This window comes from Pseudomonas sp. GM78, assembly GCF_000282475.1.
Lineage (GTDB): Bacteria > Pseudomonadota > Gammaproteobacteria > Pseudomonadales > Pseudomonadaceae > Aquipseudomonas.
Genome location: NZ_AKJF01000131.1, coordinates 1 through 26,963, shown reverse-complemented (window position 1 = coordinate 26,963; position 26,963 = coordinate 1). Strand labels below are relative to the sequence as shown.

At 61.5% G+C, this 26,963-nt stretch carries 25 protein-coding genes; 13 read left to right on the top strand and 12 right to left on the bottom strand.

What is annotated here, in order from left to right; genetic code table 11:
* Positions 1–158: 158 nt before the first annotated feature.
* Positions 159–944 carry a 2-oxo-tetronate isomerase gene (gene otnI / locus PMI35_RS10335; RefSeq protein ID WP_008062342.1) on the top strand — a complete coding sequence of 262 codons (786 nt, stop codon included), beginning with the start codon at positions 159–161 and terminating at the stop codon, positions 942–944.
* Between the two features lie 124 nt (positions 945–1,068).
* The gene (locus PMI35_RS10340; protein ID WP_008062340.1) at positions 1,069–2,238 is read left to right on the top strand and encodes a GGDEF domain-containing protein; all 1,170 of its coding nucleotides are present in this window, start codon (positions 1,069–1,071) and stop codon (positions 2,236–2,238) included.
* Between the two features lie 3 nt (positions 2,239–2,241).
* Here PMI35_RS10340 and PMI35_RS10345 read toward each other — a convergent pair whose 3' ends face one another.
* Genes PMI35_RS10345 through PMI35_RS10355 form a run of 3 tightly spaced genes read right to left on the bottom strand, consistent with a single transcriptional unit; the run spans position 2,242 to position 4,066 of the window.
* A complete protein-coding gene (locus tag PMI35_RS10345; RefSeq protein WP_008062339.1) occupies positions 2,242–3,360 on the bottom strand; it encodes a CaiB/BaiF CoA transferase family protein in 1,119 nt (372 codons plus the stop codon).
* 26 nt (positions 3,361–3,386) lie between these two features.
* Positions 3,387–3,689, bottom strand: a complete 303-nt coding sequence (locus PMI35_RS10350; RefSeq protein ID WP_008062338.1) for a DUF202 domain-containing protein — start codon at positions 3,687–3,689, stop codon at positions 3,387–3,389.
* On the bottom strand, positions 3,686–4,066 hold the full coding sequence (locus PMI35_RS10355) for a YidH family protein (RefSeq protein WP_008062336.1): 381 nt from the start codon (positions 4,064–4,066) through the stop codon (positions 3,686–3,688). Before PMI35_RS10355 ends, PMI35_RS10350 begins: the two co-directional genes overlap by 4 nt.
* Before the next feature lie 181 nt (positions 4,067–4,247).
* On the opposite strand from PMI35_RS10355, the gene PMI35_RS10360 reads away from it, so the two are divergent.
* Positions 4,248–5,189, top strand: a complete 942-nt coding sequence (locus PMI35_RS10360; protein ID WP_008062334.1) for a LysR family transcriptional regulator — start codon at positions 4,248–4,250, stop codon at positions 5,187–5,189.
* A 6-nt stretch (positions 5,190–5,195) separates the two neighbouring features.
* On the opposite strand, the gene PMI35_RS10365 is transcribed toward PMI35_RS10360, so the two are convergent.
* From PMI35_RS10365 to PMI35_RS10380, 4 genes are all read right to left on the bottom strand, one after another.
* The gene (locus PMI35_RS10365) at positions 5,196–6,497 is read right to left on the bottom strand and encodes an MFS transporter (protein WP_008062332.1); all 1,302 of its coding nucleotides are present in this window, start codon (positions 6,495–6,497) and stop codon (positions 5,196–5,198) included.
* A gap of 61 nt (positions 6,498–6,558) precedes the next feature.
* Positions 6,559–7,722 carry an acyl-CoA dehydrogenase family protein gene (locus tag PMI35_RS10370; RefSeq protein WP_008062330.1) on the bottom strand — a complete coding sequence of 388 codons (1,164 nt, stop codon included), beginning with the start codon at positions 7,720–7,722 and terminating at the stop codon, positions 6,559–6,561.
* 21 nt (positions 7,723–7,743) lie between these two features.
* A complete protein-coding gene (locus tag PMI35_RS10375) occupies positions 7,744–9,291 on the bottom strand; it encodes an AMP-binding protein (RefSeq protein ID WP_008062329.1) in 1,548 nt (515 codons plus the stop codon).
* 109 nt (positions 9,292–9,400) lie between these two features.
* A complete protein-coding gene (locus PMI35_RS10380; protein ID WP_008062327.1) occupies positions 9,401–10,312 on the bottom strand; it encodes a LysR family transcriptional regulator in 912 nt (303 codons plus the stop codon).
* Positions 10,313–10,462: 150 nt separating this feature from the next.
* Between PMI35_RS10380 and PMI35_RS10385 the strand changes: the two genes are divergently transcribed.
* The 5 genes from PMI35_RS10385 to PMI35_RS10405 all read left to right on the top strand — a co-directional run bounded on the left by PMI35_RS10385 (position 10,463) and on the right by PMI35_RS10405 (position 18,732).
* Positions 10,463–11,794 (top strand): serine hydrolase domain-containing protein, encoded by a 1,332-nt coding sequence (locus PMI35_RS10385; RefSeq protein WP_008062325.1) that lies wholly within the window; start codon positions 10,463–10,465, stop codon positions 11,792–11,794.
* 139 nt (positions 11,795–11,933) lie between these two features.
* A complete protein-coding gene (locus PMI35_RS10390) occupies positions 11,934–13,796 on the top strand; it encodes a DUF1302 domain-containing protein (RefSeq protein WP_008062323.1) in 1,863 nt (620 codons plus the stop codon).
* Positions 13,797–13,810: 14 nt separating this feature from the next.
* Entirely contained in the window at positions 13,811–15,160 is a 1,350-nt protein-coding gene (locus PMI35_RS10395; protein ID WP_008062322.1) for a DUF1329 domain-containing protein, read from the top strand.
* Positions 15,161–15,220: 60 nt separating this feature from the next.
* Positions 15,221–16,324 (top strand): YCF48-related protein, encoded by a 1,104-nt coding sequence (locus tag PMI35_RS10400; protein WP_008062320.1) that lies wholly within the window; start codon positions 15,221–15,223, stop codon positions 16,322–16,324.
* Complete coding sequence (locus PMI35_RS10405; RefSeq protein ID WP_008062318.1) at positions 16,321–18,732, top strand: efflux RND transporter permease subunit; 2,412 nt, start codon at positions 16,321–16,323, stop codon at positions 18,730–18,732. The genes PMI35_RS10400 and PMI35_RS10405 overlap by 4 nt, the downstream gene beginning before the upstream one ends.
* Here the strand turns inward: PMI35_RS10405 and PMI35_RS10410 are convergent.
* Complete coding sequence (locus PMI35_RS10410; RefSeq protein WP_008062308.1) at positions 18,689–19,093, bottom strand: DUF488 domain-containing protein; 405 nt, start codon at positions 19,091–19,093, stop codon at positions 18,689–18,691. The two genes, PMI35_RS10405 and PMI35_RS10410, sit on opposite strands and share 44 nt — an antisense overlap.
* A 182-nt stretch (positions 19,094–19,275) precedes the next feature.
* Complete coding sequence (locus PMI35_RS10415) at positions 19,276–20,475, bottom strand: epoxide hydrolase family protein (protein ID WP_008062307.1); 1,200 nt, start codon at positions 20,473–20,475, stop codon at positions 19,276–19,278.
* Positions 20,476–20,859: 384 nt separating this feature from the next.
* On the opposite strand from PMI35_RS10415, the gene PMI35_RS10420 reads away from it, so the two are divergent.
* From PMI35_RS10420 to PMI35_RS10440, 5 genes are all read left to right on the top strand, one after another.
* Positions 20,860–21,777 (top strand): LysR substrate-binding domain-containing protein, encoded by a 918-nt coding sequence (locus tag PMI35_RS10420; protein ID WP_008062305.1) that lies wholly within the window; start codon positions 20,860–20,862, stop codon positions 21,775–21,777.
* A 291-nt stretch (positions 21,778–22,068) separates the two neighbouring features.
* Complete coding sequence (locus tag PMI35_RS10425; protein WP_008062304.1) at positions 22,069–23,601, top strand: multicopper oxidase family protein; 1,533 nt, start codon at positions 22,069–22,071, stop codon at positions 23,599–23,601.
* Positions 23,602–23,613: 12 nt separating this feature from the next.
* Positions 23,614–24,750, top strand: a complete 1,137-nt coding sequence (locus PMI35_RS10430) for a hypothetical protein (protein ID WP_008062303.1) — start codon at positions 23,614–23,616, stop codon at positions 24,748–24,750.
* Positions 24,751–24,753: 3 nt separating this feature from the next.
* Positions 24,754–25,320, top strand: coding sequence for an SCO family protein (locus tag PMI35_RS10435; RefSeq protein ID WP_008062302.1), 567 nt, complete (start codon positions 24,754–24,756; stop codon positions 25,318–25,320).
* Between the two features lies 1 nt (position 25,321).
* Entirely contained in the window at positions 25,322–25,657 is a 336-nt protein-coding gene (locus PMI35_RS10440) for a hypothetical protein (protein ID WP_008062301.1), read from the top strand.
* Here the strand turns inward: PMI35_RS10440 and PMI35_RS10445 are convergent.
* The 3 genes from PMI35_RS10445 to PMI35_RS35445 all read right to left on the bottom strand — a co-directional run.
* Positions 25,644–26,165: a GNAT family N-acetyltransferase gene (locus PMI35_RS10445; protein WP_008062299.1), complete on the bottom strand. Its 522-nt coding sequence runs from the start codon at positions 26,163–26,165 to the stop codon at positions 25,644–25,646. The genes PMI35_RS10440 and PMI35_RS10445 overlap by 14 nt on opposite strands.
* Before the next feature lie 3 nt (positions 26,166–26,168).
* On the bottom strand, positions 26,169–26,594 hold the full coding sequence (locus PMI35_RS34140) for an NUDIX hydrolase (protein WP_008062297.1): 426 nt from the start codon (positions 26,592–26,594) through the stop codon (positions 26,169–26,171).
* A 168-nt stretch (positions 26,595–26,762) separates the two neighbouring features.
* Positions 26,763–26,963, bottom strand: a 201-nt coding sequence (locus PMI35_RS35445) for a hypothetical protein (RefSeq protein ID WP_238543191.1), incomplete at its 5' end; no start/stop codon positions are given.

The following is a 26,963-nucleotide window of genomic DNA, read 5'->3' as shown; positions in this document are numbered from 1 at the left end:
GGTTACTTGGGGCTTTTCCAAGTGACTCGCTGTAAGAGCGAAACCATAGGTGGCCGTTACCGCAGAAATGGATATGCACTCCGTCAAAAAATTACGCTACTACAAGGACTTTTTCGCTTAACTGAACCTACGCTGGTATTTTAATTTCAGGAGTCACCATGCCTCGTTTCGCTGCCAACCTCAGCATGCTCTACCCGGAACACGATTTTCTCGAGCGCTTCGCCGCGGCCGCCGCCGATGGTTTCCAGGCGGTGGAATACCTGTTCCCCTACGACTTCAGCGCGCAACAAATCAAACAGCGGCTGGACGACAATGGCCTGGTCCAGGCCCTGTTCAATGCACCGCCCGGCAATTGGGCGGCAGGCGAAAGAGGCATCGTGTCCTTGCCTGGCCGCGAAGCGGAATTTCGCGAAGGTTTCGACCAGGCCCTGGAATATGCTGCGATTCTGGGCAATGACCGCATCCACGTCATGGCCGGACTGCTGGCGCGCGAAACAGACCGTGCCCGACACCACGAGACCTACCTGGAAAACCTCAGCCACGCGGCGACGCAAGCGGCCAAGGTCGGGATCACCGTGTTGTTGGAGCCAATAAACACCCGTGACATGCCGGGGTTTTTCCTCAACCGCCAGGATCAGGCCCAGGCCGTCTGCAAAGCCGTCGGCAAGGACAACCTCAAGGTCCAGTTCGACGTCTACCATTGCCAGATCGTCGAGGGTGACGTGGCGACGAAGCTGCGTCGGGATTTTGCCGGCATCGGGCATATCCAGATCGCTGGCGTGCCGGATCGCCACGAACCGGACCTGCACAACGAGCTGAATTATCCCTACCTGTTCGAGCTGATCGATCAACTGGGCTACAGCGGCTGGGTGGGTTGCGAGTACCGGCCGCGCGGCAACACCAGCGAGGGGTTGCAATGGTTGCGCGATTGGCAGGCTCGCTGAATCAATAGCGAGCAGCCCGATCGATCCCTGTACGACCTATTTTCAATGCATCGGGATCTGCGAAAAACCGGCCCAGCCTTTACAATCACGCCTTTCATCGCAAATCAGAAAGGTTCTACCGGTCATGGCGCTCGATCCACCCACGATGTTGACAATTTCGATCGCCCTCGCAGCCGCCGCCGCGCTGTACCTGGCGATCGAATGGCGGAGCATTCGCGAGCCTTCGCTGCTGTTCTGGAGCGCGGGTTTCGCAACCATCACCCTGGGGTCGACACTCGCCTTGCTGCGCGGGGCCGGCCTTTTGCTGGTCGGCATCTGGTTCGCCAATGGCCTGCTGGTGGTGGCCCACTGGTGTTTCCTGCTGGGTGTCGCGCGCTTCACGCAGACGCGACTGTCGCGTGCCTGGTACCTGATCTTCGTCGCCTGGGTGGCCTTGCTGTTGCTGCCGGACGAGCCGTCGTGGTCGAAGGTCATGCTGCTGGCCAATTCGCTGCTGGTTGCCCTGGTGACACTCAGGGCCAGTTTCCTCCTGCGCCCCCATGGCAAGTCGTTGAGCGTGGGAGCGGTGCAACTGCGCTATGTGCTGCTGGTCCATGGGCTGTTCTATCTGGCCAAGTCGATCACCGCCATCGTTCCCGGCACGCTGATCGACCTTGCCGCGTTTCGTGGCGAGATCATTCAGATTTCCCTGGTCGAGGGCGCGATGGCAATCATGTTGATCGCCCTGTCCATGACCGGTACCGAACGCTACAGGCGCGAGAAACGCATCGCCCGGCTGGCCGCGCGCGATCCGTTGACCGCCCTGTACAACCGCCGCGCCCTCGAAGTGCGGGCACCGCGCCTGCTCGATGACGTCTCGACGGCACGCCCCGGGGCCCTGCTGCTGATCGATATCGACAACTTCAAACAGGTCAACGACCTGTACGGTCATACCGCAGGCGACCGTCTGCTGGTCACGCTGAGCGGGCTGATCCAATCGGTGCTGCCCGAAGGCGCACTGGCGGCGCGGTTGGGGGGTGACGAGTTCGTGATCCTGCTAAGCAACGCATCGAATGCGCAAATCGTCGGGCTGGGCAACGCCCTGCGTGAGCAGTTTCACCACGCTGCCGCACAGGCGTTCGCCACACCTGCAGCGGTGACCCTGAGCATCGGCGCCAACCTGTTCGACCATCCGCCAGCCAGCCTGGCGGCATTGATCGAGCAAGGCGATGCGGCGCTCTACCAGTCCAAGCGTGGCGGACGCGACAGCATACGTTTGGTCGATCAGACCTTTGCCAGCGACGAACCACTTTGACTCTCAGGCACCGGCCTTGAACGCCTCGACACTGTACTCACCCAACGCAGGAACCGCTGTATCGCTGCCCGGTAAACCACGGGAGAACTTCACCGGAAAACCGACGTGGATCGCTCGTTCTTCCGGCAGCACGCCAACAGTACCCCGCGCCTGCACGTGCGGGTCGTCGAAGAGCTCACGGGCGCTGAGCAACGGCGAAAATGGCAGGTCATGCCCGGCAAACGCCTCGGTCCACTGCGCCAGTGTGCGAGCAAGAAACACCTCCTTGAGCACGCCATTAACCTCCTGTTTGAGCCCAAACCGACTCAGACGATTGGCAAAACGCTCATCCCTGAGCTTGGGGAACTCCTCGCCCAGCACATCGCACAGGGTCACCCAGAATTTGTTTTCGAGAATGCCCAACGCCAGGTAATGACCGTCGCGGGTCTGGAAGATATCGTTCTCCGGCAGGACGGTCGGCGATGCCACGGGGTTGTCCTCGAAACCGCGTGCCAGCCAGGCCATGTGCGCTGTCCAGGACAGGATGGCGTCGTGCACTGACACATCCAGGTGCTGGCCGATGCCCTGCTGGCGGGCGCTCATGATTGCCACCGACAGCGCCAACGCGGCGTAACCCGAGGCGGCATAATCGGACAGGCGCACCTTGGGTCGGGCGATCTTGTCCTCGACCTGCACCGGGATCGACCAGTAGCCGGCCATGGCCAGGTAATTGAGGTCGTGGCCGGCATGGGCGGCATAAGGACCGTCCTGGCCGAAGCCGGAAATCGAGCACAGGACAATGGCCGGGTTGACCTTCGCCAGGTCTTCATAACCCAGGCCCAGGCGCTGCATGACACCGGGGCGAAAGCCCTCGACCACGGCGTCGCAATGGCGCACCAGCTCAAGAAAGGCGGCTTTGTCGGTCTGATCCTTGAGGTCCAACGCGATGGAGCGTTTGCCACGGTTGAACTGGGCAAACACGGCATCGCCCAGCATCCGCGAGCTATCGCCGGTGCCGGGTTGCTCGACCTTGATCACATCCGCACCCAGCTGCAACAACAGCGAGGTGGCATGGGGCCCGGGTAGCAGTTGGCTGACATCGATGATCTTTACATCCTTGAGGCAGGACCATTCAGGCTTCATGTTTCGACTCCTTTTTAATGGGAAATTCAGGCTTGGGCGATCAACGCCAGAGCCGCCAACAACGCCGTGCACAGCGTGAGGATCAACAGTGGCAACGGCTTGCAGGTAGTGCCCTGTGCGGCCAGGCCGAGGCGTGCACGCCGGTAGCAACCGCCCTGCCCGACCAGGATCAGCAGCGCCAGCGGCGCGGTCAGCGCGACGACCGCGGCGATCGACAGCGCGAGGTGCTGCAGGCAACGCAAGGCCAGGCAAGCCACCAGCACCAGCAGAATGCATGTGCGCCTCCAGGCCAGGGTGGTGCGCTCCGCCTGCAGCCCCCCATCGTTCATCCCTGCCCCCAGAACGCCGCCATCACCGCGGCGACGAGCACGGCACAAGCCAGTGACAGCAGCGGCGTCAGCAGCGACACCGGCAGCGCAGCCTGCTGGCGCAGTGCGCGCTCGATGCCCAGCCAGCGCCAGAAGGCGCTGAAGCTGACAATCAGGCTCAGGGTCAACAAACCGACCACCAGCAAGCGCTTGGCGTCGAGGCTGAACACGTCCTGGGTGAACGTTTCGACGGCGATGCCACTGGCCAGCAGCGCCAGGGCCGTGCGAATCCAGGCCAGGAAAGTGCGCTCGTTGGCCAGGGTAAAGCGCGGATCCGGGTCCTGCCCCTGCCCCAGCAGCAGCCGGTTCAGGACAGAGGAAAACGCAGTCGGTTTCATACAATGCACTCCACGGTGCCTGGTCGCAAGGCATTGAAAAACAACACACTGGCGTTGCAACCAGACCGATAAACAGGTCATATAAAAAGCACTGGCGCCATCCTAGTAAGGCGCTGCGTGGCGGACCAATATCGTCTTTCAATACAGCCCATAACGCGCCGGCATGGCCGCGGAAAAACCGATGACTCTCAAACAACTGCGTTATCTGATTGCGATTGCCGAAGCCGGGAGTTTCTCCTCGGCGGCGCGCCGGGCCTACATCGCGCAACCGGCGCTGAGCCGGCAAATCAACCTGCTGGAAAGCGAGCTGGAGATGCAGTTGCTCGAGCGTCTGCACGATGGCATCAACCTCACCGACGCTGGTCGACGCCTGTACGAGATCGCCCGTTCGGTGGTGCAGACCATCGACTCGGTCAAGGACGAGCTGGAGTCGACCAAGGGCAACCCCAAGGGACGGGTGGCCATCGCCATACCGGTCACCGCCTCGGCGTTGCTGTTGCCGCTGATCATCATCCGCGCCGGTGAAAAGTTTCCCGGCATCGAGCTGACCGTGCGCGACGGATTGAGCCAGGAAGGCGGTGAAGCCATCGAATTGGGTAAAGTGGATTTCGGCGTGGTACCCAATGCCGAAGAGCTGGAGCATGTGCATGCCGAGCCGATCTTTACCGAAGAGTTGTATTGGCTGAGCCTGCAGGCACCGGCCTGCGCCGACGACAGCATCACCCTGGCCCGGGCGATCAGCGGCCCGTTGGTGATGGCGCCTCGGGCCAGTTCGCACCTGCGCCGGCGGGTGGAACAGGCGGCCATCGAAGCCGGGCTGGAGCTCAAGGTGCAATACGAGCAACAGACCGCCCAGGGCGTCAGCAGCCTGGTGCGCAGTGGCCTGGCGGCAACCATCGGCAACTGGCCGGCGGTGGAAGAGAACCCGCAGCAAATGGCCCGCCGGATTGTCGAGCCGAGCGTGCGACGCACCTTGTCGATCGCCTACTCGACCCACAAGCCCCTGACCTTTGCCGCCTCGTGCATGCGCGATCTGGTGCGCGCCCTGCTGATCGAAGTGGTGCAGTCAGGGCGCTGGAAAGGTGAGTTGATCGAACGCCAGCAAGAACCGCAGGACGCTTGAGAGCGTTCAGCCGCGCAGGGCGATGACGGGCAGAGGCAACTTGAGCTGGTTGCGCGAACGCTGAGGGTTCATGGTCAGCAGGCCGATCAGGCCGGCGCTGACCAGGATCGCGCCACAGACCATGAAGCCGTGGGCATACCCGTCACCGTCGATGCCTTGGGCATTCTGTAGCAGAAACCCGGTGACCACCGGCGCCGCCAGACCGGCCAGGGAGCCGCAGGCATTGCCGATGGCGAGCATGCTGCCACGCTGGCCGCTGGGCACCACTTCGGCCAGCATCGCCGGGCCAATGGAATACATGACCAGGGCCAGGCCGCCACTGAACGTCAGGCAACCCATGCGTTCGACGACCGACAGCCCCGGCAACATCAGCGAAGCGGCGAGCAGACCGCTGAGGATCAGGCACACGGAGACGAACACACCCCGGGCCAGCCGTGACGGCAAACCGCGACGCAACAGGCGTTGCGACCACCAGGCCATGATCAGGCTGAGCGGCGTGGTCACCAGCACGAATACCACGAACATCCGCCCGGCGCTCAACGCTGGCATGCCCAAACCTTTCTCCAGATAGGCCGGGACCCAGGTCAGGGTCAGCGCCAGCGACCAGTTGGCGGCAAAGTGGCCGACGTAGTTGCCGATAATCGTCGGGTCACTCAGAAGTCGCCGATACGGGATGCGCCCGTGCGCCGCGGCGGCTTCAGCATTGGCCGGGGCGATATCGTCCAGCTGCCCTTCCTGGCCCAGGCGATACCAGGCCACGCACCAGACGAGGCCGATCACCGCCAGTACGCCGAAGTTGCTGCGCCAACCGTAATGCACACTCATCCACGGGATCAGCAGGCCGGCCACCAGCAGGCCCATGGCGCTGCCCGAATGCAGCAAGGCCACCGGCAGACTGCGCTTGTTATCCGGGAACCATTTGTAGAGGGCGTGGGTGGCCACCGGCGAGGCCGGGCCTTCGCCGATGCCAAGCAGGACCCGGCAGGCAACAATGGTCCACAGCGAGGTGGCAAACAGCATCGGCAGTTGCACCAGGGCCCAGAACAGGCCCATGCCGAGCAACAGGGTGCGGGTAGGTTTGCGGTTGGCGAGAAAGCCACCGAGCACTGCCGAGAGCGAGAACAGCCAGTGCAAGGCGCCACCGATCAGGCCGAACTCTGCCGGGCTCAGTTGCAGTTCAGCCATCATCGGTACGGCGACCAGGCCGATGACCACCTTGTCGAGAAAGTTCACCAACATCATCACCGCCAACAGCGCCGCAATGGTCCAGGCGGCTTTCGGGCGGTAGCTGGATTCGATGCCGAGCATGGGATACCTCAGTTTATTGTTATAGGTCGCCCGCCTAATAGGCGGGCGCAGGTTCATGGGCTCAACCCGGCATCAGGATGCCCTTGGCGATGGTGTTGCGCTGGATCTCGCTGGTGCCGGTGAGAATACGCATCATGCGAGTGGCACGGAACATCCACTCCACCGGATTCCCACGAATCAGACCGGCGCCTCCATGCACTTGCACCGCACGATCGACGATGCGAAACGCCGCCTCAGAGGCATACAGCTTACACATCGGCGCCTGGGTGCGAATGTCGCCGCCAGCATCGTTCAGCGCCGCCGTGGCGTACATCATGCTGCGCGCCGCCAGCAACTCGGTGGCCATGTCGGCGATCATGTGATTGACCGCCTGGAACATGGCGATCGGCTTGCCGAACTGGGTGCGGGTGCGGGCATAGTCGATCGACAGGTTCAGTGCCAGGCCGGCCATGCCGAGCATGGTCGGGCAATGTAGCAGGCGGTTGAGGGTGATCCGCCCCATGGCCAGCTTGAAACCCGCGCCCTCCTCGCCGATACGGTTTTGCACGGGAACCCGCACGTCCACAAGTTCGATATTGCCGTGGCTGCCAGCGCCGGACATCACCTGATAGTCAGCGTCGATGGTCACACCCGACCCCTTGAGGTCGATGAAGAACGCCGAGATACCGGCCGCGCCCTGCCCTGGCCCGGTCACCGCCAGCAACACGGCGATGTCGGCATAAGGCGCGCCGGAGATGTAGCGCTTGGCGCCATTGAGCACGTAGTGATCACCCTCAAGCCGAGCGCTGGTCTTGATCGCACTGGCATCGGAGCCGGCCTCGGCTTCGGTCAGGGCGAAACACACCGCCTTCTCGGCACGGCACACAGGCTGCAGGAACTTCTCGACCTGCACTTCGCTGGCCACCTTGAACAGATGCCCCACCCGCGGCGGGCCGCTCAGCTCGCCCAATACATGAGGCGCCAGCATCGAGCCGGTCAAAATTGCCGCCTCCTTGACCGCGCACAGGTCGACCACGCTCAGGCCCGCACCGCCGAGATTTTCCGGGAGCATGACGTTGTAGAAGCCCAGTTCGCAGGAACGTTTCCAGACATCGGCGAGAATCGCACGTGGGTGCGCTTCACCCCATTGCAGGTTTTCTCTCTTCTCCAACGGGATGATTTCATCACGGATGAAGGCTTGCATGTCGCTGATGATTCGTTGGGCTTTTTCGCTTGGTTCGATCATTTCGGTTCTGCTCCTGCGGCGTCAGATCTTGCGCTGAGTGTTTTTCCAGTAACCATCGCGAACCACCCGGCGCACGACTTTTCCGTTGGGGTTCTTCGGCAGTTCATCGATGAAGTCGACGCTGCGCGGCTTCTTGAAGCCGGCCAGATTCTGCGCGCAGAAGTCGATGACTTGCGCCTCGGTGAGCTGCGCGCCTGGCTTGAGCACCACCACGGCTTTCACCGCCTCGCCCCATTGTTCATCCGGTACGCCGACAACGGCGGCCTCGAAGACTTCGGGCAGGCGGTAGAGCACCTGTTCGACTTCGGTGGGGTAAATATTGAAGCCGCCGGAAATGATCATTTCCTTCTTGCGGTCGACGATGAACACGTAGCCCAGCTCATCGACCGTGGCCAGGTCACCGGTGAGGTAGTACCCATCCTTCATGACCTCGGCGGTGAGTTCCGGCGCCTGCCAGTACCCCTGCATGATGTCGTCGCCCTTGACCACGATCTCGCCGATTTCACCGGGCTGGATGTCCTCGAACGCTTCGTTGACCACCCGCAGGTCAGTCTCGAAATAGCAGCGCCCACAAGAGGACAGCAGGCGCGCGTCGCCATCTTTGACCAGATGGTCCTGCTCGGTCAGCACGGTCACCAGCGAGCAGGTTTCACCTGCGCCATAACCCTGGGCCAGGATGGGCCCGAACACCTCGATGGCGCGCTCTACCAGGGCCGGGGCCATGGGGGCGGCGCCGTACATCACCAGGCGCAGGCTACTCAGGTCGAAGCGTTCGACGCCCTCGACATTGACCAGGCGATTGACCATCGCTGGTACCAGAAACAAGCGCGTAACCCGCTCCTGTTCGATGGTGCGCAACAGCAGTTCGTCGTCGTAGCGCTCGATCAGCAGGTTACAGGCGCCCACCGCCAGCAGCGGCATGATCTGCATCCCGCTGGCGTGGGTGATCGGCCCGACATGGGCCATGACATCATCGGGGCCGGCGCCGCGCACGGGGCTGGCCAGGCTCTTGCGCACCAGCGCCTTGCGATTGCCGTAGGTCAGCATCGCGGCCTTCAGAACCCCGGAGCTGCCCGAGGTGTAGTGCAGCACCGCCAGGGCCTGATCGTCCGGGTCGCTGTTGAACGCGCACGCATCGCCCATGTCGAGCACTTCACGATAGGGAATATCGCCGCCCTCATCGGCCAGCACGATGATCCATTGCAGGTGCGGCAGCGCCGCGCGGTTGGCCGCCAGGGCCTTGGCCACCGCACTGCCGGTAATCACCGCGACGCTGCGTGAATCATCCAGCACGCGCACGATTTCTTCTGGCGACAAGCGTGCGTTGATCGGCACCTTGACCATGGCGGCCTTGTAGAAGGCCACCTCCGCCTCGACCAGTTCGATGCGGTTCATCGCCAGGATCGCCACATGGGCGCCAGGCTCCAGGCCAAGTTTCAACAAGCCGGAGGCCAAGCGATTGCTGCGCGCTTCAAGTTGTGCGTAGGTCAGACGCTGGCGACTGTCGACGACCGCCTCGTTATGCGGCCAGTACCGCGCACTTCGGCTGACTATCTTTCCAAGGTTCACTTTTTATTCTCCGAAGTAGAACGGGGTGGCCGATCTTACAAGTGGAGAAAAAAAGCCCGCCAATACAACTCTTGCGCGGTCCCCCATAACAAAATGGGATGGCTATGGCCTACAACCACTCCTGGATGTTGCGCTCGCACGCCTCGTCCTGGAACAGTTCGACCAGCCGCTTGCTCACCGGCGACAGGTAGCCGCCCGGCCGGGTGATCAGGCCAATGCGCCGGCGCAGGTCGAGGCCACCCAGGTCCAGGTTCAAGGGGGCAAGGCCGGCGGCCTGGGTCATCCGCCCGCATCGCGAAAGGGTCAGGGTCGGCGTGCCGACGATCAATTCGAACAGGGCTTCGCTGCTGAAATCTGCTTCGATGCGCAGGGTCGGCGGTGCCAGGCCTTGCTTGATAAAGGCGTTATCCAGGGCCTGGCGAATGCTGATGTGACCTTCCGGCAACAGCCATTGCTGATCGTGAAGGTCACTGAGCTGCACGTATTTCCTGGCCACCAACGGGTGCTGGGCATCGGCCACCACCGCCAGGCAATCTTCATACAGCACCTGGGTGTCGAAGCCATCGGTGGCGGCCGAGATCGGCATCACCGCCACGTCGATCTCGCCGTTGCGCAGCAGCTCCAGCAGTTCACTGGCCAGGCGCCTGCGCATGCGCAAGCGCGCCGCCGGGCGTTCGCGCAGCAGCCGGCGGCAACTGGCAACCACCAGCGCATCGGGCAACGACGGCGAATAGCCCAGGCGTACCCCGCCCTGCTCGCCGCTGCGGATGCTGCGCATCTCGGCCAGGGCATCGTCGAAGTCGCGGCTCAGGCGCTTGGCCCGGGCGAGAAACAACTCGCCGGCCTGGGTCAGGCGCATGCCGGTGGAGGTGCGTTCGAACAACATGACCCCCAACTGCGTCTCGACACGCCGCACCGCCTTGGTCAGCGAAGGCTGGGTGATACCCAGCTGTTCTGCGGCCTTGCCCACCGTCCCGTACTGTTGGACCGCGATGATGTATTCCAGGTCACGCACGTCCATGACATTCCTCTTGGCTATGGATCTATAGCTGTTGATGCATTGCGCACAGGTATATCGCGCTCTCAGACTGAGTTCAATGTCGGCTCACCATTGAGCTGCGATGCAGGGGCCAGGCGTTCCCTCAAGCTGTACCGCCAGGAGATAACAACAATGAGTTTCACCACACCCGAAGTTCTACCAAGCTGCAAACGCCTGTTGCCTGCGTTGCTGCTGGCCCTGGTCAGTGCCCAGAGCCTGGCCGCGGCCGAGACCAGCGACCCGGTCCGCCTGGGCGTGATGCAAGGTTTTCCGCCTGCTGCCGACAAGCGCGTGACCAAGCAGAATGCCTTCGAATTGCCTAACCTGCGCTGGGCCCTGCGCAATGCCCGGGCATTGACGCCCACCACCGGTATTCGCCGGGCACCCAGCCCCCTGGTCCTGGAAGCGGGCACGCCGGTCGAACTCGACCAGCTGAAATTCACCGTCGGCGAGCAAACGCTGTCGCTGCCCGAGTACCTGCAGGCAACGTTCACCGACGGTTTTATCGTCTTGCATCGCGGCAAACCGGTGTACGAGCGCTACCTCGATTCGTTCGGCCCCGAGCAATCGCATATCTGGGCGTCGATGACCAAGTCGGTGACCGGCCTGCTCGCCGCCAGCCTGATCGCCGAAGGCAAGCTGGCGCCGGATGCCAAGCTTTCCAGCTATGTGTCGGAACTGGCCGGCACGCCGTTTGGCGAAGCGACCGTGCAGCAGAACCTGGACATGCAGGTAGAGGCGGTCTATCCCGCCAAAGTGCCACCGGACATCGGCCTGTTCGCCGCTGCGGGCATCGTGCCGCGCCAGCCGGACATGCCGGACAATATCTACAGTTTCCTGCAGGCCGCCACCCTGCCCGCGCAAGCCAGCGCCACGCCGATCTGGTACTACCAGAATGGCTCGCCGGAAGCCGTGGCCTGGGCGATGCGCCGGGTCACCGGCATGAGCTGGTCGGCCTTGGTCTCGGAACGTATCTGGTCGCAATTTGCCGAAGACGATGCCTACAGCCAGGTCGATGCCCTGGGCACGGAAATGGCCAGCGGTGGTTTGAGCAGCACCCTGCGCGACGCCGCGCGCTTTGCCGAAGCCATTCGCCTGGCCTGGCGCGAAAACGAGCGCACATCGCCTTTCACTCAAGCGGTGCACCTGGCCCTCAAACCCAACGACAACCAGGACCTGATTGCCCAGAGCCCCAAAGGCAAGGACCGCGCCGGTTATGCCTACCGCGATTACTGGTACCAGAAGAATGACGGCGACGGTTCGATCGAAGCCGCCGGGCGTTTCGGCCAGCGCATCTACATCAATCCCAAGCGCGAACTGGTGATCGTCAAGATGTCCTCGGCGCCCGACATGGCCCCCCGCGCCACCAGTGCCGGCGCGGCACCGGTGACCACGCGCCAGGCGGCAGATACCACCGCCGCGTTCAACAGCATGGTCAGCGCCCTGCTCCCCGCCGTGATGTAACGCTGCATTCCGCGACCGGTCCGGCGACCGGTCCGGCGACCGGTCGCTACCCATACCCCTGACGACTCAACAGCACACGGCCGATGCTGGGCCGCGTGCTGCCCGGTGTTCCTATAACAATAATCAAGAGGCAGCCACCATGAGCTCCCAACGAGCCCGCCACAAAACATCCCCGCGTCCCTTGGCAACCTTGCTGCTGACGCCCCTTGCCTACGCACTGTGCAGTCATGCCAGCGCCGGTGAATTCAACTGGGGCGAAGTCAGCGGCCGTTACAACGGCAGCCTGAGCATCGGCGGCGTGTGGAGCGCAGAGAAACCCAGTGCCGACAACATCTTCCAGGGCAACGCCGATGTGATTGGCTACGGCAAGCCCGGCGAATTCAACGCCAGCGGCGGCCGTACCGGCGATGACGGGCGCCTGAACTTTCGCAAGCGCAACCTGGTGTCTTCACCCGTGACCCTGCTGGGCGAGATGGAGCTCAACTGGCGCAACTACGGCGCCTTCATTCGCGGCAAGGCCTGGTACGACTACACCTTGAGCAACCGCGAAGTGGACTTCGGGCATTCGTCCAACGGCTACAAGGCCAACAGCAAACTCGATGACAGTCACTTCGACGAACTGGCCCAGTTCCAGGGGCTGGCCCTGCTCGACGCCTACGTGTTCGGTGACTTCAACATCGGCGATCACCCCTTGAATGCGCGGCTCGGCAACCAGGTGATCAACTGGGGCGAAGGCCTGTACTTCCAGAACGGCATCAACGCCATCAACCCGATCGACGTCGCCGCCCTGCGCCGTCCAGGTTCACAGGTCAAGGAAGGACTGCTGCCGGTACCGATGCTCTACGCCAACCTGGGCCTGACTGACAGCCTCAACCTGGAAACCTTCTACCAGTTGCAATGGCGCCGCACCGTGCTGGAAGGTTGCGGTACCTACTTCTCGACCAACGACTTCATTCCCCAAGGTTGCTTTGGTGTGCCACGGGGCGGCGCCAACGACCCTGCCAGCTTTGCCAACGACCTGATCATCCAGCGTGCCGGCGACAACGAACCGTCCGACGCCGGCCAGTTCGGCCTGGCCCTGCGCTACTTCGCCGACAGCATCGACACCGAGTTCGGTGCCTACGCCATGAACATCCACTCGCGCACGCCCTACTCCAGCCTGATCACCGATTTGCGCCCGGGGCCCGGGGCCGGCTGGTTACCCGGACAGCAGGCCACCAATGGCCGTTACTTTGCGGATTTCCCGGAAGACATCCGCATCTTCGGCCTGAGCTTCTCGACCAACCTGTGGGGCACTTCGGTGTTTGGCGAATACAGCTTTCGTCCCAACCAACCCGTGCAACTGGCCACCGGTGACTTGATACCGGCCTTCGCCGGCAACCCCACCCAGCTCGGCCAGTTGATCGGCCAGGACATCACCCTCGGCCAGGACGCCATCAACGCCACCCCGGGCTCAGCCTACAACGGTTACGACCGGCGCAAGATCTCGCAGTTGTCGCTGGGCGCGATCAAGTCCATTCCCCAGGTGCTGGGTGCCGACAGCTTCAACCTGAGCGGCGAAGTGGGCATGAAATACATGCACGACCTGCCCGGCCTCGACGAGCGCCGCTACGCCAGGGCCGACACCTTCGGTTCCGACCTGGCCAGTGGCAACGCCAGGGGCTGTGTACTGGGGAGCGAAACCAAATACCGCAAGCTCGGCTGCTCCAATGAAGGCTACACCAGCCAATTTGCCTGGGGTTATCGCCTGCGGGCGCAGCTGAACTACCCGGGGTTGCTGGCCGGGGTCAACGTCTCGCCCTACGTCGCGTTTGGCCAGGACATCAAGGGTTGGTCGTACGACGGGGTGTTTTCCGAGGACCGCCTGCTGGGCTCGGTCGGCGCCAAATTCGATTACCTGCAGAAATACTCTGCAGAACTGTCCTGGTCGGGCAGCGGCAATACCCCCTTCGCCGCCACCGACAAGGATTTTGTCTCCCTTAGCCTGCGCATGGGTTTCTGAACGTGAGGTCTACCATGAACATCACTCTACTTCGCGCTGCCGCCTTGGGCAGTGTCCTCAGCCTTTTCAGCGTTGGCGCCATGGCCAAACTCGACAGCGCCGAGGTCGCCCGCCTGGGCCAGGACCTGACCCCCACCGGCGCCGAGAAAGCCGGCAACGCCGACGGCAGCATTCCGGCCTGGACCGGCGGCTTGACTCAGGCTCCGGCCGGTTTCACCCCAGGTCAAGGCTATGTCGACCCGTTTGCCGGCGAGAAACCGCTATACACCGTCAATGCCAGCAACTTCAAACAACACGCGGCGCACCTCAGCCATGGCTACCAGGCCATGCTGGCGAAGTATCCGGACTTTTCGATGCCCGTGTACCCCAGCCACCGCACCGCGGCCCTGCCACAGAGCGAATACGTGCAGATCCGCAAGGAAGCCGCCGGGGTCAGCCTCGCCGCTGACAACAACGGACTGGCCGGTTATGAAAAAAGCAGCGTGCCCTTCCCTGTTCCCAAGACCGGGGTGCAAGTGCTGTTCAATCATTTCGTGCGCTACCGCACCGGTGGCTACCAGTACTACCCCACCGAGATGGTGGTGCAAAGCAACGGCAACTTCACCCCGATCCGTCGCGAGGTCAAAGCCGTCATGGCCTCGGCCATGGGTAACCCGGAGCCCAACCGGCTCTACTATTACCTGGGCAAGGTAACGTCGCCGGAAAGCGTGGCTGGCGGCCAGACCCTGATCCACGAACCCATCGACCAGACCCGCGAACCCCGCCTGGCCTGGACCTACAACCCGGGACAACGTCGCGTGCTGCGCGCGCCGGAAGCAGCCTATGACTCGCCCCTGGGCACCTCGGACGGCCTGCGCACCTACGACACCATCGACATGTACAACGGCGCGACCGACAAGTACGACTGGAAGCTGGTCGGCAAGCAGGAAATGCTCGTGCCCTACAACACCTACAAGCTGGCCAGCCGCAGCCTCAAGTACAAGGACATCATCCAGGCCAACCATCTCAACCAGGATCTGCTGCGCTACGAGATGCACCGCGTCTGGGTGGTCGAGGCGACCTTGAAGCCGAGCGAGCGGCACATCTACGCCAAACGGGTGTTCTACGTCGACGAGGACAGCTGGAGCATCCTTGCAGCCGACCTCTATGACGGTCGTGGCGAACTGTGGCGGGTCCAGGAAGCCCACAGCCTGCAACGCTACGACGTGCTTTCGGCGATCCATGTCAGCGAAGTGATCTACGACCTGCAAGCGCGCCGATATGTGGCCTACGGGCTGGAAAACGAAGAGCGCAGTGCCACCTTCGGCCTCACCGCCAAGCTGACCGATTTCAGCCCTTCCGCCTTGCGCCGCTCGGGTCGCTGACCCGCCACCGAGCCTTCGGGGTGGTCTTGCGACCATCCCTCGCCGCTTTTGAGACCTGCGATGAATACACCTACCTTTACTCGCCGCGCCCTGTTCCTCAGTGCCGCGTTGCTGTCGACGACCACCTTTGCCTCGCCACTGGCGGACCGGCTCGAACGGCCTTCCCGATTGACTGCCAAGGCGCAGTTCGCGCCGCTGATCGATGTACAGCGGGTGGGTGATCAACTGGTCATGGTCGGGGCCGAGGGCCACATCCTGTTGCGCAAGGCCGATGGCCAGGTCGAGCAAACCAGGGTTCCCGTCGATCTGCTGCTGACCGCCGTGCACTTTGTCGATGATCGCCAGGGTTGGGCGGTAGGTCACGACGGTGTGGTGCTGCACAGCGACGATGGCGGTGTGACCTGGACCCGGCAACTGGACGGCAGAGTGATAAATGCGCTGATGCTCGAATGGGCGCAAGGCGAAGTCGAGCGCCTGCAGGCGGCTGCCTCGGTCGACGAGCAGGCACTGGAGAGCGCGCGCTTCGCCCTCGATGACATCGGCGCCGGTGCCGAGGCCGGGCCCTCTCGCCCCTTGCTCGACGTGTGGTTTCGCAACGCTCGCGAAGGCTGGGTGGTCGGCGCCTACGGCACCTTGCTGCATACCGCCGATGGCGGCAGCACCTGGGCCTATGTCGCCGGTCTGGACAACCCCGACCGCCTGCACCTGAACAGCGTGATGGGCCTGGACAACGGCGACCTGTTGGTGGCCGGTGAAGGCGGACGGCTGTATCGACAGTCCGCTGGCCTTTGGCAACCGACGCAAGTGCTGACCCCGGCCTCGCTGTACAAACTGACCCAATTGCACGACGGCCAGGTCCTGGCCATGGGGTTCGGTGGCGCACTGCTGCGCAGCCGGGACCACGGACAGCACTGGCAGGCCATCACGCTGCCCAGCGCCACCAGCCTGTATGGCGCCGAGCAACTGGCCGACGACAGCCTGTTGCTCAGCGGCCAGGCGGGCCTGCTACACAGCAGGGACCTGCAGCACTTTCGCGTGTTGCAACCGCGCAACAAGGCCGTCTGGCTGGGCGCGGCCACTTTACCTGACGGCACCCTGGCGCTGGTCGGCAGCCGCGGCTTGCGCCTGCTCGGGCGAGAAGAAATCAAGGAGTACCTGCAATGAACGCCCCAGCCAAACATCCTTCGAGCCATGAATCACGCTTGATGTGCGCCCTGGAGCAGGCCCTGTTCGGCAACCGCGTGGCCGTGCTGCTGCTGTTCCTGCTGGTCTCGCTGCTGCTGGGTTACAAGGCCCTGGCACTCAAGGCAGACGCCAGCTTCACCCGGATGATTCCCACCCACCACCCGTACATCCAGAACTACCTGCGTTTCGAAGAAATACTGCGCCCGCAAAGCAATGTGCTGCGCATCATCGTCGAAAACCCCGAGGGCGAGATCCTCACTCCGGCGTTCCTGGAGACCCTGCGCGAGGTCACCGACAAGGTCTTCTACATTCCCGGGGTGGACCGCGGCAAGCTCAAGTCATTGTGGACCCCCAATGCCGTGTGGTCCGAGGTCACCACCGAGGGCGTGCGCAGTGGCCGGGTCATTCCCGACGGCTACGATGGCAGCCCCAAGGCCCTGGCCCAGGTGCGGCAGAACATCCTGCGCGCCAATATGCTGGGCAGCCTGGTGGCCAACGACCTGCGGTCCACGATCATTCGCGTATCGTTGCTCGATACCGATCCACAAACCGGCCAGGCCCTTGACTACGGCGCCTTCAGCCAGGCCCTGGACCAGCAGGTGCGCGAGCGCTTCGCCGCCCAGGGCGTGACCATCCGGGTGATCGGCTTTGCGCAGATCATTGGCGATTTGCTGGCGGCAGCCGCAAACATTGCCCTGTTCTTCGCCCTCACCGTGGTGCTGATCAGTGCCCTGCTTTATGCCTATTGCCGGTGCTGGCGCAGCACCCTGGTCACCGTCTTCACCTGCCTGCTCACTGTGGTGTGTCAACTGGGCATCCTCAGTCTGCTGGGCTACGGCCTCGACCCCTACTCGATCCTGGTGCCCTTCCTGATTTTCGCCATCGGCATCAGCCATGCGGTGCAGAACATCAACCTGATGGTCAGTGAATCGGCCATGGGCCACGGGCCGATGGAAGCCTCGCGGCGCACCTTCCGGGCGCTGTTCATTCCTGGCACGACCGCGCTGCTGGCTGACGCGGTGGGTTTCATCACCCTCATGGTGATCGATATCGGCGTGATCAAGCAGCTCGCGATCACCGCCAGCATCGGCGTGTTCGTCGCCATCTTCACCAAGATGTTCCTGCTGCCGGTGTTGATGTCCCATGTCGGCGTCAGCACTCCTGCCACGGCCCACCAGCACGCTCGGGCCAAGGCTTCATGGCCAGTGTTCCGACGCCTTGCCGCGGTCGTCGAACCGCGCCTCGCGGTGCCGCTGGTGCTGGCAAGCCTGGTGCTGTTGACCCTGGGTTATCAGGCGCGCCAGGACCTGAAGATCGGCGACCTCGACGGCGGAGCCCCGGAGTTTCGGCCCCAGGCCCGCTACAACCAGGACAACGCCTACCTGCTCGCCCACTACACCACCAGCACCGATGTCTATGTGCTGATGTTCAAGACGGCGGCCGAGCAATGTTCACGTTTTGCCGCCGCCGACCTCGCCCATCAGCTCGAACAGCAGCTGCGTGAGATCGAAGGTGTGGAGTCGGTGCAATCGCTATACGACACCATGCGTTTCAACATCGTCGCCCGTAACGAGGGCAACCCGAAATGGGCAGAGCTTTCTCGCGATCCGTACGTGATGAACAATGCCCGCTCGGGCGTACCGGCCGAACAGGTCGACAGCGACTGCAGCATGGTGCCCATCAGCCTCTACCTGCGCGACCACAAGGCCGAGACGCTCAACCGGGTCGGCGACGCCGTCGAACAGTTCAGGCGTAACCATCCCGACAGCCAGTTCGAGGTGCTCCAGGCCGCCGGTAATGCCGGCATCGAAGCCGCGACCAACAGCGTCATCCAGCATTCCGAAAAGCTGATGCTGGTACTGGTGTTCGTGATCATCTCGCTGGTGGTGTTGTGGGAGTTCAAATCGCTGAAGGTCACCTTCGCCCTGATGGCGCCCCTGTACCTCTCGACCGTGCTGTGCGAAGCGGTGATGGCGAAGATGGGCCTGGGGGTGAAGATCGCCACCCTGCCCGTGATCGCCCTGGGGGTCGGTATCGGCGTCGACTACGGCATCTACCTCTACAGCCGCATGGAAAGCTTTCTGCGTCAAGGCATGGAACTGCGTCAGGCCTACTTCGAAACACTTAAAACCACAGGGACATCAGTGGCCTTTACCGGCATCACCCTGGCACTGGGGGTGGGCACCTGGGCGTTCTCGTCGTTGAAATTCCAGGCGGACATGGGGCTGTTGTTGGTACTGCTGTTTGTCTGGAACATGGTGGGGGCGTTGGTGCTCATGCCGGCACTTGTATCGTTGCTAGGGGTCAGGCAATCCACCACCGCTACCCGCTCCCTTACACCGTCTAATAATCAGGAAAATCGCTCTGATAACACACTGGCGAGCTAGGTTCCGCGAACCGGTCCAACTCATCTTCCAGCCATTGAGCCAGGACAATTGCATTGTTCGCCTGCAGATCCCTGGCCGCAAAAACCAGGGTAAGCGTGCCCCTTTCGGCGAGCAGCATCAATTGCCACCAGCCCTGCGGTTTGACCGCCAGCTCCCGCCGATAGGCAACGGTGAACTGCGAAAAGATGATTTTTTTGCTGTTGTAGGCTTTGCTTAATTCCGTTGAGGGGGCGACATCGGGGAGCCATTCCGTCAATTGAAGACTGTCCTTTGGACAGTTGCGCGGCCACAGGCGGTCAACCAGCACACGGTTTCCGTCTCCGTCAATCACGTCTGCATAGGCACTCTTGCACTGAATCATCGCGGTATGTTCCTTTCTGCTCCTACAAAGTTCTGGGCAAAATCGCGGTGAATGCATTCACCGCGATTACTGTAGGAGCGAGCCTGCTCGCGAAGAATCTGAAAGCACCGCGGGGCATCAGATTTCCCGCGTTATCGTTAACGACCATCGCGAGCAAGCTTCGCTCCTACAGGCCTTGCCGCTTACCTCAGCGACTTGAATCCGGCCCGGACTTCCTGTGAGAACAGTGCCGGCTGTTCCCATGCGGCAAAGTGCCCACCGGTGGTCACTTCATTGTAATGCACGAGGTTGGGATAGGCCTGCTGCGACCAGCTTTTCGGCGCCGCATACAGTTCATCGGGAAACACGCTCACCGCAACCGGGATCTTCACGCCCTTGACCGCGAAGAAGGTCGACCTGTTCTCCCAATATAACCGAGCGGAGGAAATGGCTGTGTTGGTCAGCCAGAACAGCGTGATGTTGTCGAGGACGTCATCGGGGGTCAGCCCTTGCGCTTGCCCGTCAATGGAACGCGCGATCATCTCGTAGCTTTTCGGATCGTGATCAAGCATGAAGGCCGCCAGGCCGACCGGGGAATCCGTGAGGCCTGTCAGTGACTGAGGCCTGTCGCCCATCATGATCGCATAGCCGATGTGCTTGTAGGTGAAGGCGAGTTGATCCGCCGCGCGCTTCTCCTCCTCGGAAAGACCGCTGGGTACCGGCTCGCCACGAAACAACGCCGCATCGATTTCAGGCGGGATGACCCCAGGCATGTTCGAGTGAATGCCGATCAAGCCGGCTGGCGCCTTGACAGCCATCAGGTCGACGACAATCGAACCCCAATCCCCGCCTTGCGCTCCATAGCGGGCGTAGCCCAGACGCTTCATCAGCTCGATGTAGGCATCGGCGATACGCTCGGGGTTCCAGCCGGTCTCGGTCGGCTTCTGCGAGAAACCATAACCAGGCATCGATGGAATCACCAGGCTGAACGCATCGTCTGCACTACCACCGTGCGCCGTCGGATCGGTGAGTGGCCCGATGACTTTCATCAACTCGATCACCGAGCCAGGCCATCCGTGCGCCATCAATAGTGGCAGCGCGTTCTCATGTTTTGAGCGCACATGAATGAAATGTATGTCCAGGCCATCAATATGGGTAATGAAGTTTGGAACTGCGTTTATTTTCGACTCAATGACTCGCCAGTCATACCCGGTTGCCCAGTGCCTGGCCAGTTTCTGGATTGTCGCCAGTTGCACACCTTGCGAGGTGTCATCGACGGTTTCCTTGTCCGGCCAGCGGGTGGCTGCAATACGTCTGCGCAACTCTGCAAGTTCAGCCTGCGGGGCGTAAAAATGAAAGGGACGTATTTCAGCGGCATCACTGTCTATTGAAGTTGGGGTCATAGCGTCAAGATTCCTGGGCGCAAAGAGATACGCAGAGCCAACTTTTGATTGGCAACTGTGATTGGTTTTAATGAGATGTAGGTTTAATAAAGTCAGCTATCTAACTGACAAAGTTGATTTTATAGGCACAACTACAGTGCGAATAGAACGGAAAAAACGATCACCTTCACCTTTTCCGGTCACCGCCGTTTGTCGCAGGCGCCACATTAGCTTTGACACCCTTGTGTCTTTGCTTGAATATTAGTCGCATACGATTTGATCGCTTACGATTTTAACCCTTGGAGATTCGGCCATGAGCACCAGCCACAACCTGTTTATCCCTACCGAACGCGCTTGCCATGGCCACAACGGTAACAACTGGATCACTCCCGGAGGCGGTGCTGCATGAAACTGGTTCAACTTCGAGCCTTCTGCTCAGTGGTCGACATGGGCAGCTTTCGTTCGGCGGCGCGCGAACTGGACGCGGCCCAAAGCACGTTGACTGAGTCGATTCAAAGCCTGGAAAGAGAACTGGGAGCAACCTTGTTGGTACGCTCCAACCAGGGCATCAGCCTGACATCCGCCGGCAAGGTTTTCCTGACCCGGGCCCGCTCGATCATCCTGGACTGCGATCGCGCGGTACAAGACGTCCGCCAGTGCAATGGCATGCCCGAAGGCCAGATCGCATTGGGCGTCACAGCGGAACCTTTGGCGGCGTGCCTGATGCCGGTCTTCAGCAGTTTTACCCGTCGGTTTCCCCAGGTGCGGCTACACGTCGCCAGTGGCAAGAGCAGGATGTTGATCGAGATGATTCGCGCTGGCCGACTCGACTTCGTGATGTGCCCCCTGGCGCCCAACGTCTGTGATATCGACCTGCACATCGAGCGGCTCTACCGCTGCAAAACCAGCGTCATTGCGCGCAAGGGGCATCCCCTGGCGGATGCTCGCTCGCTGCACGACCTGATCGATTGCCAGTGGGTCAGCGTGCGCCCGGCCGGGGTTGCTGGTAGCGCGGAGAAGCATCTGCTCGAGTTGTTCAGCGCCCAAGGCTTGCCACCGCCCAAGATCGCGATCACGACCGAATCGCTCCTGGAAATCCTGCACATCATTTCCGAGACGGACTACCTCACCATCGAGCCCGGCATGCTTGCCGACATGAAGCTGTTTTCCTCATCGCTGGTCAGCATTGCGATTGGCGAGACTCTGGAATCGAGTGAGGTGTGCCTGATCAGCCGCCGCGTGTCACCCTTCACCCAGGTGACACAGGAACTGACCAGCATGCTGATTTCCTACTCGCGTTTGCGTCATCGTGCCAAAGGCTGAACCCCGAATCGGCTCGGATAAAGAATCGAAAAGCATCTCTGACGGTCGAAAATCGCCGAATGAGGGTAATTCCTGGGTAAAAAATCGCCTTCCATCGCTTCGGCGTAACGCTGGATCCAAAAAACTTGCGAGCCACCGGGCCTGTTCTACACTGCGAAAGGTTCGCAATTACACTGTGCGCCACACCGGACGTGGCCTTGCGCATTGCCCGGTGTGTCTCCTCGTCACCTTCGGCAACGCACGGGCGGACCCCACAGGTCGTTCCTCGCCAAGCCAACGAAGGTCGCGATCATGCCCAGAGCTCTCAGCGTCCGTTCCTTTGCACTCCGCGCGAGCGTATTCGCTCTGGCATTGAGCGGTTGTGCGACCCAGCGCTCCACTGAACCTGCGTCCCCGCCCCTGCGACAGAATCCCGAGTTCACCTACGATGCCAGTGGCGTGACTCACGCCACGCTGACGGCGGCCGAGCAGCCGGTCAATGTGGGCAACGAGCGCTACGTGTCCCTGGTGTTCAACGGCGACTACGATTCGCCGCTGATTCGCACACGCCCGGGCGGGACCATGGCGATTCGCCTGGATAACCGCATGGACGAGATCACCAACCTGCATTTCCACGGCATGCAGGTCTCGCCCCTGGACCAGGGCGACAATATTTTCCGCGTGACCCGCCCGCACCAAGTCGGTGAGTACAACGTCAAGCTGCCGCTCGCTCATAGTCCCGGCGCCTATTGGTATCACAGTCATTTCCATGGCGGTTCCCAGCGCCAGGTGTCGGCGGGCATTGCCGGGCCGATCCTGGTCGACGGCATGCTTGATCCGTTCCCCGAACTCAAGGGCATCGAGGAACAGGTGCTGGTGCTGCGCAATTTCCAGAAAACCCTGACCGGCAAAGTCGCCAGCGAGATCATCACCAGCGCCCCGTCGATCCGCACGATCAACGGCCAGGAAGTCCCCACCATCGACATCAAGCCGGGCGAAACCCAGCTCTGGCACTTCATCAACATTGCCGCCAACCAGTACTTTCGCATCCGCATCAACGGCCAGACGATGCAGGTGCTGTCCCGAGACGGCAATACCGTAACCCGCCGGGTCGAGACCAAACAGGTGCTGATCGGGCCATCGGCGCGCTTCAGCGTGCTGGTTGTCGGGCCGCCAGCGGGCACCTATGAAGTTGAAGCGGGTTCGGGCAATACCGGGCCGGCAGGCGATGATTACCCTTCGGCCAAACTGGCGGTCCTGCGCTCCAGCGGTGAACAGGTGGCGACCAAGCAGATCACCAGCCCCTACCCGCCCGCCGAGGACTTCAGCAAGATCGCGGTGAACAAGACGCGGCAGTTCGCCTTCCAGGACTCGGACACCGACCCCAATGCGTTCCTGATCAACGGCACGCGCTTCGAGCTTGACCGGGTCAATACCACGGTCAAGCTCGGTGACGTCGAGGAATGGCGGCTGTTCAACCCCTCCCAGGAGTTGCACCAGTTCCATATCCACCAGGTGGACTTCCAGGTCACCGAGATCAATGGCAAGGCGGTGCAGTTCAGCGGCTATCGGGACAACGTGTTCATTCCCGCCACGGGCTCGATCACCGTACGCATCCCCTTCCGCGACCCGGTGATTCTCGGCAAGTTCGTCTATCACTGCCACATCCTCGAACACGAGGACGGCGGCATGATGCAGGCGATCCAGGTGGTCAAGCCCGAGGACTACGAGCAGGCGGTCAAGCTCGAACCCCTGGGTGGCCTGTACGGTGAAAACAACCAGTTGTGCTCCTACCTGCGCAACACCGGACAGGACTCGAAAGCGTCCAGCCCGCTCATCAAATAAAGGGGGGGCGCCATGAGCAACTATCGCTTGGCTGTGTTGTTGCTGGGATCGGTGTGCGGCGTCGAGGCGACGCTGGCCGATGACGGGCAGTACCCCAACGTCGGCATGGATTACGACGCGACCTTTCAATATGACCACGTGCATGCCGATTCGCCCCAGGGCGGCAATCGCAACAGCACGGACGCCTACCCGGACATCAACACCACGTTCTACTTTCGCTTCACCCACGACCAGCAGATCCAGCTGTCCACCGAGATCAACCCCATCGCCGGACCCGAGCCCGGGCAAAAGCGCTTTTTCGAAGACGTGGGGCTGGTGATCAACGACCTGAACTACTACCAGAACAACGCAAACTCGGCGTTCTCGGTCGGCAAGTTCCACGTGCCGTTCGGACGTGCGCAGGATCAGGCGCCGGGCCTCTACACCAATGATTACGTCAGCACCTACGACCTCGACGGCATGCTCGGCGGCACCGTGGCGTACCGGTTTTTCGACCAGAAGCTGGGCATGATCGAGCCCAACCTGAGCCTGTACACCGCGGACAATTCGTTTCTCGGTCGCCCCTATCTGCGCCATGGCGAGAAACTGCAACGCAGCGACGGCGGTCCCTCCAATACCGGCAAGCTCGACTCCTGGGCGCTGACGGTGAACTGGATTGCGATCCCGGCGGTGCCTTATCTGGAAATGCAGGCCGGCTATATGTTCAACAAAAAGGCCGAGGACCAGACGCAACCTGATCCGCCGGGGGAAGACGACGAAACCATCAAGATCGCGTCCGCCCGCTACATCTGGGCCTATGAACCGAGCACGGATCTTGAGCCAACGCTGGAAGGGCGTTACTTCGATATCGTGCCCTTCATCGAATTCGCCGACGTCGACAATGAAGATGGCATCAAGGGCAACGACACCCGCTACCTCACCACATCGCTGACGTTCGATTTCGGTGACTGGTCCTTCGGCGCGACCCGCACCGACAAGCATCGCCAATCGACGGGGAGCGCCGATCGGCAGGATTACCTCAACGAGCTGAGCCTGACCTACAACATCACAGGGCAGATCAAGCTGGGGCTGTCGGCCGGCACCCAGAAAGAGGATGGCCAGATGTCCGAGCTTGTCGGCCTGGCGCTGACCTATTCCGGAGGGTATTGATCGATGAGGTGGCTATACGCGGCAGCGGCCCTGCTGTTGGTGGGGCTGGTAAGCAGTACCGGTGCCGCAACTCGCAGCGACATCGGCGGGCCGTTCCAGCTGACCAATCAAAATGGCCAGCGGGTCAACGAGCGCAGCTTCGGCGAGCCGGTGCTGCTCTACTTCGGCTTCATGACCTGCCCGGCCATCTGCCCCACCGACCTTGCGAAAATGGCCCGCATCAGCCGGCAATTGCAACAACGGCAAGGCATCAAGGTGCGGCCGGTCTTCGTCACCATCGACCCGGAACGTGACACCCCCGGCAAACTCAAGGCCTACGTGAAATACTTCGCCAGCGATTTCGTCGGCCTGACCGGCTCGGCGCAAGAGATCGCCCGGATCACCGATGCCTACCACGTGTATTACAAGAAAGTGCCGTCGGGCGACAAACCGGACCAGTACATGATGGACCACTCGACCATCCTGTTTTTACTCGACAGCCAGGGCCGCTACCTCAAGCACTTCGGGCGAGGGATGGATGAGAAGGACATAGAGCAACAGGTGATCACCGCGCTGGCTGACGGAACATGACATGAACGAAAAAAAGTCGTCGATCAGCTTGAATGAAGATATCTGCGTGCATGTCTTTACCGCTTCGGCGGCCATGGTGGGCGTATGCATTACGGTTATCGGAATTTTCCAGGTGGTGACTACGCTGAGAAGTGAAGACTCCCTGGGTGACGACTTTCTTGCGATGAACGCCATCCTGTACTTGATTACGACACTTCTGTCCTACTGGGCGCTGCGCACTAGCAACTTTAACCGTAATCATTTTCTGGAAAAACTGGTCGACGTTCTCTTCCTTATCGCCTTGACCTGTACCACGGCCATTGCTGGGTTCATCACCTGGGCGATTACCGTGCATTAGGGGCTGGAACAAGCGCGCGGACGAATCGGCATTCGGCTTCCGACGCTTCATTGCTGGAGGGTTGTTCAAGCACGAATCCGCAGCGGGTCAGTACTTTTCGCGAGCCTACATTGTCCTTGAACACATAAGCCACCAGTTGCGTCAGTTGCCAACGCGCCTGTGCCTCCTCGATCAGGTGTTTGAGCGCCTGGGTCGCCAGTCCCTGGCCGCAAGCGTCGCGACCGATCCGATAGCCCACCTCTGCAGAACTCGTCGATGGGTCTATGCCTTTCAAGTTTGCTCGCCCTACGAGCCGTTCACTGCTGTCTTCAATAACGAACGGGTGCCAGGTGCCGATGGCAAATCCGGATAAATAGCCTTCGATATGTTCGGCGACACCTTGCAATGAGTAAAAAGAAGGGTCGCGCGCATCGATATGCGATTCGAACCATTCGCGGTTGCGGGTTTCGAATGCCAGCAAGGCTTGAACGTCTGTACTTTTCAGCTCGCGAATCGTGAATGTGTCCATGCATCAACTCTCCTGTACTTGAGGCCCAAGCGTGGCCGTCAGGTACCGTAATGCCTGGCGGAAGACCGGATGACAATCGGCAAACGGCAATTCATCAAGTGGCGCCCAGAAGAAGCTGAAGGCGTGGCCATGGTCATCGAGGGTCTGGTGGGTCCATTGCTCCGGCAGTGGCCCCTGTGCCTGGCACAGGTGAAAGGACCATACCTGCTCGAGGTGTTCGGCGTTCCAGCAACCCAGGTCACTGAGAACCGTGGCGTCGTCAATGCCGGACTCCTCGCTCAACTCCCGAAGAGCGGCCTCGGCGGGTGTTTCACCTGGCTGGATGGTGCCTTTGACCAGCTGCACGCCTGCCAGGGGATGGCGGAACAGAAGGATGCGGGGCCCGGCAATGCGGGAGAGGATGACGGGGCAAGCCTTGTTGGGTGACATGGCGACGTCCTTATCGACAATGAAGCCAGCATCATACGGCGTTTGACATGCATTTGTAGGAGCCAGGCTTGCCGGCGAAGGCGGCCTTGAATGCTGCGTCGGTCTTTCGGGCGCCTTCGCCGGCAAGCCGGGCTCCTACAGAAATTCACATCAATTTTTCTTGCCCCCTCAGACCCGGAGCCTGTCCGTCAACTTGTGACGACCTCCATCGGAGCCTCTACCAACGTTGATCCATGCCGCGTCAAAGTCTGTGGGAGATTTTTGTGTGAGTACATATCCGTTGCTGCGGTAACGGCCACCTATGGTTTCGCCCTTACGGCGACTCCCTTTTTCAAACGCCAAAAAGGAAGCAAAAGGCTTTGCCCCACC

Bases quoted from the DNA above. Each gene is read 5' to 3' on its own strand.
- otnI (WP_008062342.1), top strand. From the start codon at position 159: ATGCCTCGTTTCGCTGCCAACCTCAGCATGCTCTACCCGGAACACGAT.
- PMI35_RS10340 (WP_008062340.1), top strand. From the start codon at position 1,069: ATGGCGCTCGATCCACCCACGATGTTGACAATTTCGATCGCCCTCGCA.
- PMI35_RS10345 (WP_008062339.1), bottom strand. From the start codon at position 3,360: ATGAAGCCTGAATGGTCCTGCCTCAAGGATGTAAAGATCATCGATGTC.
- PMI35_RS10350 (WP_008062338.1), bottom strand. From the start codon at position 3,689: ATGAACGATGGGGGGCTGCAGGCGGAGCGCACCACCCTGGCCTGGAGG.
- PMI35_RS10355 (WP_008062336.1), bottom strand. From the start codon at position 4,066: ATGAAACCGACTGCGTTTTCCTCTGTCCTGAACCGGCTGCTGCTGGGG.
- PMI35_RS10360 (WP_008062334.1), top strand. From the start codon at position 4,248: ATGACTCTCAAACAACTGCGTTATCTGATTGCGATTGCCGAAGCCGGG.
- PMI35_RS10365 (WP_008062332.1), bottom strand. From the start codon at position 6,497: ATGCTCGGCATCGAATCCAGCTACCGCCCGAAAGCCGCCTGGACCATT.
- PMI35_RS10370 (WP_008062330.1), bottom strand. From the start codon at position 7,722: ATGATCGAACCAAGCGAAAAAGCCCAACGAATCATCAGCGACATGCAA.
- PMI35_RS10380 (WP_008062327.1), bottom strand. From the start codon at position 10,312: ATGGACGTGCGTGACCTGGAATACATCATCGCGGTCCAACAGTACGGG.
- PMI35_RS10385 (WP_008062325.1), top strand. From the start codon at position 10,463: ATGAGTTTCACCACACCCGAAGTTCTACCAAGCTGCAAACGCCTGTTG.
- PMI35_RS10390 (WP_008062323.1), top strand. From the start codon at position 11,934: ATGAGCTCCCAACGAGCCCGCCACAAAACATCCCCGCGTCCCTTGGCA.
- PMI35_RS10395 (WP_008062322.1), top strand. From the start codon at position 13,811: ATGAACATCACTCTACTTCGCGCTGCCGCCTTGGGCAGTGTCCTCAGC.
- PMI35_RS10400 (WP_008062320.1), top strand. From the start codon at position 15,221: ATGAATACACCTACCTTTACTCGCCGCGCCCTGTTCCTCAGTGCCGCG.
- PMI35_RS10405 (WP_008062318.1), top strand. From the start codon at position 16,321: ATGAACGCCCCAGCCAAACATCCTTCGAGCCATGAATCACGCTTGATG.
- PMI35_RS10410 (WP_008062308.1), bottom strand. From the start codon at position 19,093: ATGATTCAGTGCAAGAGTGCCTATGCAGACGTGATTGACGGAGACGGA.
- PMI35_RS10415 (WP_008062307.1), bottom strand. From the start codon at position 20,475: ATGACCCCAACTTCAATAGACAGTGATGCCGCTGAAATACGTCCCTTT.
- PMI35_RS10420 (WP_008062305.1), top strand. From the start codon at position 20,860: ATGAAACTGGTTCAACTTCGAGCCTTCTGCTCAGTGGTCGACATGGGC.
- PMI35_RS10425 (WP_008062304.1), top strand. From the start codon at position 22,069: ATGCCCAGAGCTCTCAGCGTCCGTTCCTTTGCACTCCGCGCGAGCGTA.
- PMI35_RS10430 (WP_008062303.1), top strand. From the start codon at position 23,614: ATGAGCAACTATCGCTTGGCTGTGTTGTTGCTGGGATCGGTGTGCGGC.
- PMI35_RS10435 (WP_008062302.1), top strand. From the start codon at position 24,754: ATGAGGTGGCTATACGCGGCAGCGGCCCTGCTGTTGGTGGGGCTGGTA.
- PMI35_RS10440 (WP_008062301.1), top strand. From the start codon at position 25,322: ATGAACGAAAAAAAGTCGTCGATCAGCTTGAATGAAGATATCTGCGTG.
- PMI35_RS10445 (WP_008062299.1), bottom strand. From the start codon at position 26,165: ATGGACACATTCACGATTCGCGAGCTGAAAAGTACAGACGTTCAAGCC.
- PMI35_RS34140 (WP_008062297.1), bottom strand. From the start codon at position 26,594: ATGTCACCCAACAAGGCTTGCCCCGTCATCCTCTCCCGCATTGCCGGG.